General features: G+C 44.4%; 15 protein-coding genes. 6 read left to right on the forward strand and 9 right to left on the reverse strand.

Features of this window, described 5'->3' with window-relative positions; all coding sequences use genetic code 11:
• Positions 1–42: 42 nt before the first annotated feature.
• The 6 genes from GCU85_RS00505 to fabZ all read left to right on the forward strand — a co-directional run bounded on the left by GCU85_RS00505 (position 43) and on the right by fabZ (position 5,793).
• Positions 43–636, forward strand: a complete 594-nt coding sequence (locus GCU85_RS00505; protein ID WP_152808243.1) for a 5-formyltetrahydrofolate cyclo-ligase — start codon at positions 43–45, stop codon at positions 634–636.
• Between the two features lie 139 nt (positions 637–775).
• Positions 776–1,060 (forward strand): (Na+)-NQR maturation NqrM, encoded by a 285-nt coding sequence (gene nqrM, locus GCU85_RS00510; protein ID WP_152808245.1) that lies wholly within the window; start codon positions 776–778, stop codon positions 1,058–1,060.
• Positions 1,061–1,370: 310 nt separating this feature from the next.
• Complete coding sequence (gene bamA / locus GCU85_RS00515; RefSeq protein WP_152808247.1) at positions 1,371–3,647, forward strand: outer membrane protein assembly factor BamA; 2,277 nt, start codon at positions 1,371–1,373, stop codon at positions 3,645–3,647.
• A complete protein-coding gene (locus GCU85_RS00520) occupies positions 3,647–4,291 on the forward strand; it encodes an OmpH family outer membrane protein (RefSeq protein WP_152808249.1) in 645 nt (214 codons plus the stop codon). Before bamA ends, GCU85_RS00520 begins: the two co-directional genes overlap by 1 nt.
• Positions 4,284–5,333 carry a UDP-3-O-(3-hydroxymyristoyl)glucosamine N-acyltransferase gene (gene lpxD / locus GCU85_RS00525; RefSeq protein ID WP_218110445.1) on the forward strand — a complete coding sequence of 350 codons (1,050 nt, stop codon included), beginning with the start codon at positions 4,284–4,286 and terminating at the stop codon, positions 5,331–5,333. Before GCU85_RS00520 ends, lpxD begins: the two co-directional genes overlap by 8 nt.
• Complete coding sequence (fabZ, locus tag GCU85_RS00530; RefSeq protein ID WP_152808253.1) at positions 5,326–5,793, forward strand: 3-hydroxyacyl-ACP dehydratase FabZ; 468 nt, start codon at positions 5,326–5,328, stop codon at positions 5,791–5,793. The genes lpxD and fabZ overlap by 8 nt, the downstream gene beginning before the upstream one ends.
• Before the next feature lie 144 nt (positions 5,794–5,937).
• Here fabZ and GCU85_RS00535 read toward each other — a convergent pair whose 3' ends face one another.
• The 9 genes from GCU85_RS00535 to GCU85_RS00575 form a co-directional block, all read right to left on the reverse strand.
• Complete coding sequence (locus tag GCU85_RS00535) at positions 5,938–6,702, reverse strand: N-formylglutamate amidohydrolase (protein ID WP_152808255.1); 765 nt, start codon at positions 6,700–6,702, stop codon at positions 5,938–5,940.
• Between the two features lie 212 nt (positions 6,703–6,914).
• Positions 6,915–7,520 (reverse strand): PqiC family protein, encoded by a 606-nt coding sequence (locus GCU85_RS00540; protein WP_218110446.1) that lies wholly within the window; start codon positions 7,518–7,520, stop codon positions 6,915–6,917.
• Positions 7,521–7,590: 70 nt separating this feature from the next.
• Positions 7,591–9,348, reverse strand: coding sequence for a PqiB family protein (locus GCU85_RS00545; RefSeq protein ID WP_152808258.1), 1,758 nt, complete (start codon positions 9,346–9,348; stop codon positions 7,591–7,593).
• Positions 9,349–9,381: 33 nt separating this feature from the next.
• Positions 9,382–9,963 carry a paraquat-inducible protein A gene (locus tag GCU85_RS00550; protein ID WP_235896177.1) on the reverse strand — a complete coding sequence of 194 codons (582 nt, stop codon included), beginning with the start codon at positions 9,961–9,963 and terminating at the stop codon, positions 9,382–9,384.
• Between the two features lie 97 nt (positions 9,964–10,060).
• Positions 10,061–10,726, reverse strand: coding sequence for a paraquat-inducible protein A (locus tag GCU85_RS00555; protein ID WP_152808263.1), 666 nt, complete (start codon positions 10,724–10,726; stop codon positions 10,061–10,063).
• A 56-nt stretch (positions 10,727–10,782) separates the two neighbouring features.
• Positions 10,783–11,085 (reverse strand): DUF3144 domain-containing protein, encoded by a 303-nt coding sequence (locus tag GCU85_RS00560; protein WP_152808265.1) that lies wholly within the window; start codon positions 11,083–11,085, stop codon positions 10,783–10,785.
• Between the two features lie 121 nt (positions 11,086–11,206).
• Positions 11,207–12,637 carry a hypothetical protein gene (locus tag GCU85_RS00565; protein ID WP_152808267.1) on the reverse strand — a complete coding sequence of 477 codons (1,431 nt, stop codon included), beginning with the start codon at positions 12,635–12,637 and terminating at the stop codon, positions 11,207–11,209.
• A gap of 189 nt (positions 12,638–12,826) precedes the next feature.
• A complete protein-coding gene (locus tag GCU85_RS00570; RefSeq protein ID WP_152808269.1) occupies positions 12,827–13,594 on the reverse strand; it encodes a peptidoglycan DD-metalloendopeptidase family protein in 768 nt (255 codons plus the stop codon).
• A gap of 33 nt (positions 13,595–13,627) precedes the next feature.
• A complete protein-coding gene (locus GCU85_RS00575) occupies positions 13,628–14,203 on the reverse strand; it encodes a YqaA family protein (protein WP_152808271.1) in 576 nt (191 codons plus the stop codon).
• Positions 14,204–14,226: the final 23 nt, after the last annotated feature.

Consider the following 14,226-nt stretch of genomic DNA (forward strand, 5'->3'; position numbering starts at 1 on the left):
ACTAAAAACAAATGATAAACGAATAAACAATGGGCTAACACAATGGAAATACAGACACAAAAAACCATACGCACCAATAAACGCCAAGCGAGAAACAATCTACCACCCGCCGAAAAAATCGCCGCGGCCGATAAGATTTGCGCGCAACTCATCAAGCTGCCTGCTTTTGTAGCAGCGCAACAGGTTGCGTGCTATCTGTCGATGCCAGAAGAGGTAACGGTAATGCCCGTAATAGACGCGTGTTGGGCGCTGGGTAAAAGCGTCTATTTGCCAGTGACGATGGCTTGGAAAACGCCGTTACAGTTTGTTAAATACGTGCCTGATATGCCACTGACAAAAGATGCCATCGGCATGGATATACCTGATGCCAATCCTGCGGATTATGTGTTAGCAGACGACATCGATTTGATTGTCACGCCATTGGTAGCCTTTGACCAGTCTTGCAATCGGATTGGCATGGGGGGTGGCTTTTATGACCGCACGTTTGCGTTTAAAAAGCGTGCGCCAATGGTCGCCCCTGTATTGGTTGGCGTGGCCTTTGACATACAGCGAACAACCCAGCCCATCGAGGTCAACGAATGGGATGTTAGCCCCGATTATATTATTAGTGAAAAAGCCGTTTATACGAGCGCTTAAGTGGATGTTGCCTGAATGCGAGTTTGATGCGAGGTGACTCATCGAGCGAGAAGCTGAAAACAGCGCGTGGATTGCTTAGCACTTAGCGGTGTAAAATTATGTTATAATGTAGAAGATTAATAAGTAATGGCGCATAAATATGATTGAGTTTTTAATAGTAGTTTTAGTGATGTTGTTGATGATGGCTATGATGGGTGTCGGTGTGATGTTTAAACGCAAACCCATTAGTGGTAGCTGTGGCGGCTTAGGTAACGCGGGGATTGAGAAAGCCTGTGATTGTGACAAACCCTGCGATGAAAAATTAGCAGCGATGTCAGAGGCAAATGCATTACCTAATCAAGCGGCATCTAGTCAAGCGGCATCAAATCAAACAAATACACGACAAAAGATTATTGCTGCTCGCCCAATTGACCCGATAAACTAGGCGATAAGCTAGGATTCGGTTATTGGATACGTTATACTAGCCGCAGTAATAAAAATAATACGTAAATAAAATAAAAAGCGAGCGCGAGTAATCACTAATATTTCCGCTAATGATCTGCTGAGTTATTTGTTTAATCATCTGGTTAATCTTCTGGTTGATTATCTGGTTAAGCATAGCGGAGCAGAGATACAGGGAGCAGGAATTACATTGTGCCGATACCAAACCAAAGCGCCTGCGCGATTGGTTTTTCTAGTCATCATTTGTAAGCTTTGTTAGAATACGAAACACTTTTTCTGTCGAGTCGGTACAAATGAAAAAAACTTTGCTCTATGTGTGGTTATTACTGGGTTCTTTGGGGACAGCTGTTGCCGAGACGTTTACCGTTGAGGATGTCCGAGTGGATGGTCTGCAACGAATTACAGCCGGTAGCTTTTTTAATTATTTGCCCGTTCGTCAAGGTGATAGATTAGATGAAGCGGATTTTCCCCAAATTATTCGTCAGCTTTATCAAACTGATTTTTTTGACTATATTAATCTGTATAAAGAAGGCAATACGTTAATCGTTGAGGTTGAAGAGCGACCTGTCATCGGTGAAATTGAAATCGTGGGTAATAAAGAAATTAAAACCGATGATTTGCTCAATGGATTGTCAGGACTAGGCATTTCACCCGGAAATACCTTTGATGTTGCCAAATTAAAACAAGCAGAACGCGAATTACTTAATGTCTATCATGCGCGCTCAAAGTTTGATGTCATTATCGCAATGCAAGAAAACCCATTGCCAGATAATCGTGTGCAGCTTAATGTTGATATTCAAGAAGGCATCTCTGCACGCATCCAGCAAATCAATATTGTCGGGAATAAGGCATTTTCCGAAAAAGAAATTTTGAAAAAAATCGACCTCTCAACAACAAAATGGCATTCGTTGTTTACTAAAAATGATCGGTACTCAGGCGATAAATTACGGGGTGATATTGCTGAAATCGAAGCATTTTATTTAGACAGAGGATTTCTGGATTTTAAAATTAACTCGACGCAAGTTAGTTTAACCGATGATAAAAAAGGGGTTTATATCACCGTCAGCCTAGTAGAAGGTCTGCCATACCGCGTAAAATCTGTCGATTTTGTCGGTACCGACGCGATTGATAAAGCACAATTAAACGACATGATAGCGTTTGAAGTGGGTGACTATTACGCCAGAAAGGCGGTACGTGAAACCCAACAAAACATTAAAAATGCCCTAGGGGATAAAAGCTATGCCTTTTCAGCGGTGCAGATTATCCCTGATATCGATAGAGAAAATAACGAAGTTTCATTGACTTATGCAATTGATAAAGGTCGAAAAACAACCGTTCGCCGCATACAGTTTGCGGGCAATTACAAAACCAACGATGAAGTGTTGCGGCGCGAAATGCGCCAATTTGAATCGGCACCCTATAATCACACGAAAATAGCGCGTTCTTTAGAGCGAATCCAGCGCTTGCAAAATATTACTAGCGTGACCCGCAAAGAAGTCCCTGTGGCAGGGCAGCCTGACCAAGTGAATATTGTTTACGAAGTCACTGAAAGCCTACCGCGAACCATTACCGCGGGCGTTGGTTATGGATCGTCGTCAGGATTTTTGTTTAACTTGGGTTATGAGACAGCAAATTTCTTTGGCACGGGAAATACCTTTGCGTTTGATTTTAATAATTCAACGGAGACACGCCAGTATAGCTTTACCTTCACCGACCCATACTATACGGAAAATGGTGTGAGCCGAACGTTTAACTTGTATTACCGCGAACAAGACGAAGATGAAGCCGAAATCGGTGATTGGACTAGCGATAATTGGGGGGCGTTTTTGCGCTATGGTATCCCCATTAACGAGTATGAATCCTTTAGAATTGGCGGTGGGTATCGTGGTATTGAAATAAAAACAGGCGATGAAGTGGCGCCTGAAATCCCGGATTATCTCGCTGAAAACGGCGAGCGTTATGATGAATTTGTGTTTGATTTTGCATGGACTAATGACACACGAGATAAAACGGTATTTTCTACCAGCGGTGCGGTTACTCGCTTGAATGCAGAAATTGTCGTGCCAGGCAGCGATGAGACGTATTACAAATTAGGTGCTAGAAACCGAACTTATTTTGGCATAAGTGATAATTTGTTATTGTCGGTGCGTGGTGATTTGAGCTACGGTGACGGCTACGGTAGCACCGAGGAGCTGCCCTTTTTCAGGAATTACTATGCAGGGGGGCTGACGACAATTCGTGGATTTGAGTCTAACTCTTTAGGTCCTAAGTGGAGCAATGATGATGTGCGCGGTGGAAACCTACGCGTCACTGGTGGTGCAGAGGTTATCTTCCCGTGGTATTTGGGGCAAGATGCTGAGACAGTTCGCGTTGGTTCGTTTGTAGATTTTGGTAATGTCTATAGTGACGTAGATGATTTTGATGTGTCTGATTTTCGCTACTCTGCTGGGCTATTTTTGATATGGCGTTCACCTGTCGGCCCATTGAATTTAAGCTATGGCGTGCCGCTTAATGAAGAGGATGGGGATAAAATCGAAAATTTCCAATTTACCATTGGGGTGCCTTTGTAGTGATTGCACTATCTGCACTATTTGCGCTATCTGTTCGTCGGCTATTGATGGATTTTATGTCGCTGATTGCTCTGGTTGCCGTCGTTACCCTTGTCGTCCTAGCGACATTGAGCCAGCCCGTATTGGCGCAGACAGATACGGCCGATACGCCCAATACACCCGTAGTCACTAATCAACAAAACGCAGTGACAGCCAACGAAAATTTAAAAATTGGGTTTGTTAATATTCGGCAGTTATTGGCGCAAGCACCACAGCTAGAGCAAATTCGCGTGAGTTTGGCACGAGAATTTGAGGCTGAAAACCAACAGCTGATTCAATTACAATCAGACATTGCAACGCTAAACCAGCGTTACGACAGTATTGAGGCAGAACAGAGTAATGAGTTGTTGCGGTTGCAGCAGTTGATTGCGGAAAAACAGCGTGAACTTAATCGTGTCCGCCAGTTATTACAAGACGAGTATAGCTTGCGACGTAATGAAGCGCTCAATCAGTTACAAACGCTGATTGTGCAAATGGTCGCTAGAGTGTCACAAGATAAAAACCTAGATATTGTGCTGAATAATACTGGGGTTGTCTATGTGAGCAATCGAATTGATATCACACCAGACGTCATGGCATACTTGTCGGAGCAATCGCTTGATTAAATTTGATGTCTCGCTAGGACAATTGGCTGTATTTTGTCAGGGTGAGGTCATCGGAGATGCAAGCCAACGTGTCACTGGAGTTTGTTCTGTAGAAGCACCCATTGACAAACACCTCGCGTTTGTCAATCAGCCGCAGTTTTGTTCGCTAATCGATGGTGGCAACGGGTGTTATTATATTGTCAAGCCTGATTGGCAAGACAAAGTAAGCCACGGCATCTGTCACGACAACCCAATGCAAGCGTATCGATTAATTCTCGATGCCATACTGGCAACACAAAATACAGCGCCTGCTCACGGGTCAACGACTATAGCCACGGCACAAATAGCGGCAACGGCACAAATAGCAAGCGATGCCTCAATCGGTCAGGATTGTGTGATTGGTCACCATGTCGTGATAGAGTCTGGAGTGGTGATTGGCGACTATTGTCGGATAGGGCATCATTCGGTGATTACGTCAGGGTGCCAACTAGGTGCGGATTGTGTGATTGAAAACCAAGTCACTATCACCGGTAAAACCCAAATGGGTCGTGCTTGTCAAATTGGGTCAGGGGCGGTGATAGGTAGTTCTGGATTTGGTTTTAGCTTTGAAGGCGGTCAGTGGCAACCGATAGCGCAAATTGGTCGTGTTAAAATCGGAGAACGGGTTTTTGTCGGCGCCAATAGCTGCATTGATCGGGGGGCAATCCACGATACGATTATCGGCGATAATGTGATTATTGATAATTTAGTGCATATTGCCCATAATGTTGAGGTCGGTGATCATACGGCAATGGCGGCGTTTGTTGGCGTGGCAGGATCGACAAAAATTGGCAAATACTGTCTATTAGGCGGTAAAGTCGGGGTCGCGGGGCATATCCACATTGCCGACGGTGTACAGATTAATGGCGGTAGCAATATACTGCAATCAATTGAAAAATCAGGGCGTTACTCTGGTGTTTTGCCGACACTGCCAGCGACTCGCTGGAATCGTCTCGCCATTTACTTTACCAAACTAGATGAATTGACTAAGCGGATAAAATCGATGAGGAAAGAAAATGAATAGTGCAATTAATCATTGTGATGTATTAGAAATTATGGCGTATTTGCCGCACCGGTATCCTTTTTTAATGTTAGACAAGGTCGTGACTTTTGAAAAGGGTAAATCTTTGACCGCGATTAAAAATGTGACCGTAAATGAGCCTTTTTTTACGGGGCACTTCCCACAAAAACCTGTGATGCCAGGCGTTATGATTTTAGAAGCCATGGCGCAAGCGACGGGCATACTTGGATTTAAAAGCGAAAACATGACGCCTGAAGAAGCACAACAGTCGCTGTACTATTTTGTAGGAATTGATAAAGCCCGTTTTAAGCAAGTGGTTGTGCCAGGGGATCAGCTAGAAATTGAGGTGCTTTTTGAGCGTTCACGGCGTGGTATTTTTTCGTTCACAGGGACGGCGCGCGTTGATGGTAAAGTGGCCTGTGTCGCTGAAATTATGTGTACCCGTCGCCCCGTAGACGAATAAGCGGTAGACGAATAAGCGGTAAATGAATGCCAGTGGATGAATAAACCAACGCACGAACGAACAACGGGCGAACAAACCGTTAATTAGCGTTATTTGCCTAGAGGCTGCCCAGTCGATTTCCGAGTCGGTTTTCGAGTCGCTTTTCTAGAGGCTGTGGCTATTTGTATAATCACTGGTTTGGATAATCGCATCGCATAAGACATCAGTCCAGTGCTCAACCCCTGATGCGGTATTGATGTGGTCTTGGCGAAATTCAACGAGAAAATTCGGCACCATTTGAGCGTCTGCATGCGCAGGCACGGTATAGCCTTTGTGAATGTAACCATCATAAGGCTCGTTATCACCGACTAAATAAGGCGTGTTGTTGCGTAAGTATTGCGTAATAGCCGTAGTCGGTTGCGCGTCGCGGTAAATAAAGCCAATATCCCACGGTCGTTGTAATTGTTCGACGACGAGCATAGGGGTAAAACTGTGAATATTGGCAAATTTTGTCTTGGGATTTTGGGTAAGCTTTTGACCAAGGACTTGCGCCACACAAAAATGAAAAGGCCAATAAATTTCGTTAATTCGCCATAATCTGGCCTGCGTCGATAAGTGCGTATTGCCTGGTATAGCGACACCATCACTGGTTGCGGGGATGCAATCAGGGGCATTTAACGGGCGGTTACAGTCGATAACCAGTCGCGAATAATGACAGACAATGGCGGTGGCGTTGAGTTTTTTAGACAAGGCTAGTGTCGCTTCGTATGCCCCGATATCATAGGCGATATGCTGCTTGAAAAACTGCTCGGTTAGTCCAAGGCGGTCTAGTGTATCAGGGACATCGGCGCTAGCATGTTCGCAGACCAGCAACCAATCACTGGTGCCGTTTGGGTTAATAATGGAAACAGGTGAATTGATGTGCGTCATAAAAACAGGAGGTTAAATAGTTAATTATTGTTATTATTATTGTTGTTGTGTACATAAAGGGTAGCAATCAACGCGTAGCAATCAATATAAATCCGAAAACCAATGGTTGCACCTTAGCTGTACTGTCGCAATACAATAGGAGGGTAGATTGTAGGACATTTATCGCCTAGTTATCGCGTCTGTGTAGCCTCGATTACAGTCAATTAAGTCGATTACAGATGCTTGGCGATATCGAGTGCAAGTGCCTCTAGTGCTTGATTATGCGCATCGACTAAAGCGACTGTACTGGTATCGGATAACGGAATATGGGTTGAAAAATTATAGCTATCGAGGTGCTTTGGTTTGACCAAACGATACTTAGCCACTAACGTGAGTTGATTGCTGTTATTGATGGATGCTTCGCTGATTAATTGTTGGATATCCACTTCAACAATGGTATCAACCGAGATGCCTGGTGGTAATGGGTGAACTTCCACAGGCGACTGTTTTGTTGCTTCAATATTTCTAGCCAATATGGTTGGGATAGCATCTGAGAGTCGGTCTGCCCAAATGTCAGTAAGGGAAAGGTGTACTTTGCCGTTTTGTTGCATACGGACAATGCCTTTTTGGTTTAAATAATTGGGCAGTGTTACACGGCGAATAGATACATCGGGTTGCCCTGAAATATCACTGATATTGGCGGTAGGGCTATGGCTTAACACATAGTAAGTTTGAATAGGTGGCGCGCTAGCGCAGCCTGCAATGACGAGGCTGACAGCAATTGAAATGAGGCGCAATAGGCGCAATAGGTGCGTTTTAGCGATGATGCTTTTTTGCATTGAAGCTCGCATCAGGGTTGTTACACGATGGGTCATATTGTTTGAATGGGTTTGTAAATGGGCGCTACGTTTATTGGTCACCATGCTGTCTTTCCGTTGCTTGTTGTTGAGGTTGTTCGGATTGTTGGCGTCTGTTTTCACCAAATATCAAGGCATCAGGGCTGCGTGTCAGCATCTCTGATAAGATTTTTAATGAGGATAGTGTATCATTTAATTCACCCAATGTATCGGTTAGTCCATGATAGAGCGGTGCGTCGGGTGAATAACCTGCAATGACAGATTCGGTCTGTTTCACTAGCGTCTCAATCGATTTGGTCAACTGTTGTATTGATTGATGCGAGGCTTGGGAAAGCTGCTGCCCATCTTTGAGTAGTGCATTAAATGCATCGAGCGTTGGTTGTAAGTTTAGTTGGGTTAACGTGGTGTCTGCGTTGTTAAGCAATTGATTGGCACTGGTCACCAACTCGTTGATAGGCATTTGATTGATTTTATCAACAAACGTTGCAATGCTGTCGGTGATCGTCTCTAGCGATTCGGGCTGCGTGGGTAAAATCGGATAGCCTGTTAGGTCGTCGACAGTAGCGAGTTGCAACGGTAGTGGGATGATATTGTCACTCATCGCGAGGGTGATGTTTTTGCTTCCAGTTAATAGGTTAGCCGTGACTAGGCGTGCATGCAAACCACTTTGAATTAGCTGATTGGTCAGTGAGGCGGCCGTCGTGCGATTACTGGTATCGTTGGCAGTGTTATGGCTTGTGTCATGGCTTGAATTAAGGACTGTGATACGATCTTCATAGATTTCATACAGAACAGGGGTGTAAGTTTTGCCGCTAATCGGATCAAACATGAGCTGAATGGCTTTTACCTTGCCCACCGTAATACCGTTCATCAGCACCTGAGCATCGGTTGATAAGCCGCTAATATTGGATTCAAAATAGCTAACAAACAGTTGTTTTTTGCCAAACTGTTGCTCGTAAGCGATGGTTTTGTTGGGGTAGAGGAAGAATTCCGTATGGCTAGTCACCGCTTCGTCATTTAAGAGTAACTCAATGGGGGTTTCAAATGCAATGCCCCCAGCGACAAGGGCTTCGATGGATTCTAAGGCAACGTCGATACCATTGGCGCTCGTTTTGACGGAAATACCGCCTGCCGACCAAAATTTACTATTTTGTCGGATCAGCTGGTGGTGTGGTGCGTTAATAAATACGTCAACTTTGACCCATAAATAGTCGTCTGAGAAATAAACACGCTCGATATTACCCACTGGCATCCCTTTGTAATAGACGGCAGAGCCTGGGTAAAATGCGGTCGATTTTTCAGCCAATAGCGTCAGGCGAAGCCCAGGTTTGTCTTGTGTGGTGATAGGTGGATCGGATAGACCGACAAAATGGTATTGGTAGTCTTGGTTTTGGTCTTTTGCTGGGTCTATTGTGATATAAGCGCCAGAGAGCAGTGTGTTTAGCCCTGAAATTTTCGTTACTTCAATACGGGGTTTGACGATCCAGAATTGGCTGTCTTTGCGAATAAGGTTTTCGCTACCTTTTTGTAGGCGGATATAGACAAGCACATTGTCAAGCGACTCGTCTAGTGTGATTTTTTCAACTTGACCTATGGTGACAGATTTGTATTTTAGTTTGGTGTTTTCGACGCTAATGCCCTCGGCATTGTCAAACTGAATGGTGATTAATGGCCCTTGGGAAGTAAAATGAGAAACCACGAGAAAAGCCGCCACGAGAAAGGCGATAAAAGGTATCCACCATACGTGATTGAATTTGTTTTCTGGTGTGCGGGTGGCCTCGGGTAACGGGGTATTGGTTTCGTTATTCATTAATGATGTTATTATTTACGATTGTGATTGTGGTTAGGTATTATGGGGTCTTTGGTTGCTGTTTTTGGTTGCTATTTGGTCTTGTTGTAGATCCCAAATGAGTCTGGGGTCAAACTGAGAAACGGCAAGCATCGTCAACACCACAAGAGCGGTAAAAAAAACAATCCCAACGTTGGGCTCAATCTTGGCAAATAAACCCATTTGTATCAAGGCGCCAAGTAGGGCAACGACAAAGACATCAATCATCGACCAGCGCCCAATAATTTCGCTAAAATGATATAGCTTGGTTCGAAAGAGAATGTGGCGGCTGGATCTTATTTGGCAAGTGTAGCATAGATAAGCCATGCTGAGAATTTTAAACACTGGGGTGACAAAACTAGCGATAAAAACAATCAAGGCAATCAAGTAGGATTCGCTTTGCCATAAATGCCAAATTCCCGATAAAATGGTATCACTTTGACTGCCTGTGATGGCCGTTGCCGCCATGATAGGAAAGACATTTGCAGGAATAAAAACGATGATTGCCGTGATTAAATAAGCCCAAGTTTTACTGAGGCTTTGAGGGGTTCTTAGATGGACTTGGCGATGGCATAGGGGGCAGTGCGTGTCATTCATGGATACTAACGTTGCACAAGTCAAACAGGTTTTTAAGCCCATTTTCGCAGCGCTCGTGGTGGCGTTATTTTGGCTAATAGGGCTAGGGCTAGTTGAGCTAGTTGGGCGCATGGCGAGGTTGATTTTGGGCGTTATTTTTTGTGTATTGCGTGTTTTTGGCTGCACGCTGTTGTAAACGGATATGTTGCCAAATTCGTTTCTCAGGAAGTGCAAGGCTAATCAATGCATTAATAACGACTAATACGGAGAAAAGATAAAAGCCTTCGGCAAGCTGAATATTGGCAAAAGTAGCCAGCTTGACCAGTGTCACAAGCGTGGCGACTAAGTAGACTTCAATCATGCCCAGTGCCGACAGGCGAATAATCCAGCGAATTAAACCCACAGAAAAATAAGGCGGTCGATGATAGGCTAGCGGTAATATGGTGAATAATAATCCCACAAATCGCAACAATGGCAAGCCTACAATCAATAAACCGACCGTGAGTGCCAGCGCGATATTCTGTGAATTGAGCATCGCAAGCGTTGAGCCTAACAGTGAAATTTGTTGTTGTTGCCCCGATAGCGTCAAACTTAGAAAAGGCAGGGTAATCGCTGGAAAAAATAAAACAATGGCGGCAATAAGTAATGCAATACTTTTATTTAGTGGTGTGCTTGTGTGATAAAGTGTTTGCTTACAACGCGGACAGCAAGCTTTTTCGCCAGGGTTCAGTGAAATACCCTGTGCGATTAAGTCACAATGTAAACAAACTACCGAGTTATGCATTGAGATTAAGCGGTTGCCTTATCAGCGTTGTTGTGACTGCAGTTATTTTTCTGGGGCTATTTTTTATCGTCATTTGCTGTCTGTTGACTGGCTTTTAACGACTGCACACGGCGTACGTGATTTTCATAAGCTTCGATCACTTTTTTGATGCCGCTTTCTTTGAGGTAACCCTCGTTGCCGGTAAAAACATACGTGGTATAGACCGCTGATGAGGCCATTAACGCCGTTGATATATCGTGAATTTCCACGCCTTCGTTTCTGAATTTATTGGCGAGCGCAATGAATTCATTTAGCAGTTCTTGGTGGGATACGGCGTTTTTTTCTGTGTTTTTTGTTTGTTCGGTGCTTTCTGAGCTCATAGCATCTCCTAAGGTAAATAAAAAATCTGTGAATAACAATCTGTGAATAAAAAAAATCTGGGGCAAACGCCCCAGATTCTAACAAAAAAACGTACGACGAGGTAGTTTTTGTTAGTTGTTGTTAGTTGATTTGTCGCGTCCGTTTGTGCGGTGTTGACGTTGCGTAGTTAGCTAGCGTGCTACCACCGTTTAATTGACCGTTTTGTAGCGAGACGGCTGAAAAACCAATAACGGGTAGCCCGATATAACGATGGCTTTCGTTGCTCACTAGGCGACCATTAAAGCCAATCTCCGCCCAACCTTCTGAAAACGGAATTTCAATATTATTGAGCGTCGCTGATGCGCCAAAGACACTACGGTTGTTAAAGGTGATACGGCTCGTTTCCCAGCAGATGGCAGGTCCAGTGTCAGGGTTTACCGAAGGTGAAAAATCGACCTCGGTATTGACTTGGTTGCGCTCTTCCTCACGATCAAAGTAGCTAAGCGATACAGTTTCACAAGCGCCTTCGTCATTATCGGCGTCAAAACTTGACTTAAATGGCGGACGATTTGGGCCTAGACCATTAAAGGATTCGCCACCATTGACGTAAAAGTGCTTTGTTGGGAACGAAATCACCCAGTCAGTCGCACCGTTTAGTCCTGCATTGACATAGTAATCGTTACTGATGCTTCTTGCCATGAGTACGGCACTAACGGCATCGATGGTTTCGTTCCAAGTGGAGGTGACGAGTCCACCGTTGGCAACAACACTGCTACTTTTATTGCCTAATTTGAGTAGGCTAAGTCCTTCTTCGACTTGTCCATTTAAATCAGGGAATGAGGTGCCAGGTCGGTTATTGGCGCTATTGCCGTTGCCTGAAAGCTCCCAAAAGTTATCGATGGCGGTCGCATCAACGGTAGTAGAAATACCTTGAGGAATATTAATGAATTGGGTAGAGCCATATAAGCCGCCTGTTGGGGCGCTCATGTTGGCATTTCTATCCGCGCTCCACAGCCCCCCATCCCAAGCCGCAGTAACGGCATTGCAGTCATTGGGTACACCATTGACGTGTTTGATGGCGGTAGCTAGCGGGTGCGAAGCAGAATTTTGAACCAATCCCATTTCAATGACCTCAAGGTGACCCTCCTCTAGTCGAGTTAGGCTTTGATCAGCTTCGGCTTCGCCGTTGCCTTCTGCATCGTTGCCTGCATATAACGCGTTTCTGAATAAAATACCTTCAGCTGGGATAGCAGGGACCGTACACGAGGTATCGCGGGTAACCAGTCGAACACCGCCCGCCTGATTTTTGGTCAGTACCGCCGTCCATACGTCATAAGGCGATAGATAGAGGTTAAAATCTAGGACTTCCCAGGTGTTTTTGCCTTCAGAAAAACGGACTTTAACGGCTTTGGTGGTGTTGGTGGTATTGGTGATATTGATACTGGTGTCAAACCCTGATTTAACGGTATAAAAAGGGTAGAGTAAAACTTGGCCAGTGCCATCGGGGTTGATTTCAACCGATTGCGCTGAAAATGCGGCAGCTGCCATGAGTGCAAACAATGATTTTTTCATGAGGGTATTCTCCATGTGGTTTTGTTTTATAATTTTCAAACACATTATGAAGAATTTACGGCAACAAGTTATCTCATTTGCATTAATTTGTTGTCATTTTTTGCTTTATTTTCAGTTAAACCAATCAATTTTCGTTGATTAATTCTACTGGTTGATTTGACGGATTGTTTCGACTGATTGTTTCGTTGATTAAAAATGATAGCGGCTGCCGATGTATTGTTTGGGGTTGACAGGGCGGCCATTCTTTCTGACTTCAAAGTGCAGCATTAATTCACGGTTGCTACCATAGCCAACGGTGCCAATTTTTTGTCGTTTTTTGATGCGTTGCCCTTCTTTGACATAGGTTTTGCTTAAAAAACCATACGCACTCAGCAGTCCATTGTCATGCTTGATAATAATAACATTGCCATAGCCATTAAGGCCATTGCCTTTGTAAGCAACGACACCACCTTCTGCTGCATTGACGGTTTGATTTGGTGCGCCAGCAATGCGAATGCCGTTGCCGCCAATCGATGCCGCATTAAACTCTCGTGATACCTTGCCTTTTATCGGCCAAACCCAGCCGTTGCCAGCGCTTTGGTTGGCTTTTTTGGCATTGCTTTCTGCCGTGGTTTTTGCCGTGGATTTGCTGGAAGATTTTCTGGATGACTTACTAGATGATTTACTAGATGACTTACTAGACGATTTTTTGTCGGCGACGGTGTTATTGGTGTTAGCGAGCTTGAGTTTTTGTCCAACAAAAATTCGGTTTGGGTCGGTGAGGTTGTTGGCGGCTTCGATTTGTTTTTGATCCAAGCCAAATCGCCATGCAATCGCGAATAGCGAATCGCCTTTTTGCACGGTATAAACATTCGGTGCTTTGTCTATACCGTAATTGTTTTTGGAGTATTTGGTGTCGTATTGGCTTGCGCAACCAATAATCGTCAGTAATAGGGCAAATAGTGCAATTTTTTTCATGGCAAACGTGTTTTATTATTCATTTTATTTTTTCTAATAATACAGGCTTATGATGATTATCGCAACTAAAAAAACACACAGCCAACCGAGCCATTCGGCATAGCGTCTAATGGTTTCTTCTAATTTTCTACCGCCTTTGCGGATTGCCCAAGCCACTAAAAAAAAGCGTAACGGGCGACTGAGCACAGAGCCGATAAAAAATAAAGGAAAGGCAATGGGAATCATGCCTGAGCCAATCGTGGCGATTTTATAAGGGAACGGGCTAAAGCCAGCAACAAATACTAAGGCAATCCCCCAGTCGTTAAAGGCTTGGCGATAACGTGCTAGGGTCTCTGTTTTATGTAATGTGGCGACGAGCTGCTCGGCCCATTCAATAAAAAAATAACCGATACCATAGCCGAAAACCCCGCCTGCTATCGATGCAATCGAGAGAATGGTTGCGTAGCGATAGGCCTTTTGCGGCTGGCTTAGGCACATGGGCGCTAGCATAATGTCGGCGGGAATTGGGAAGAAAATAGATTCAATAAAGCCAATAAAAGCCAAATAGGTTTCGGCTAAACGGTGCTTGGTTAAGGCGATGGTCCAGTGGTAGAGTTTTGTGAATATCATGGTGTTGGATCGGGTGAGTTGAC

This window comes from Ostreibacterium oceani (assembly GCF_009362845.1).
GTDB classification, from domain to species: Bacteria; Pseudomonadota; Gammaproteobacteria; order Cardiobacteriales; family Ostreibacteriaceae; genus Ostreibacterium; species Ostreibacterium oceani.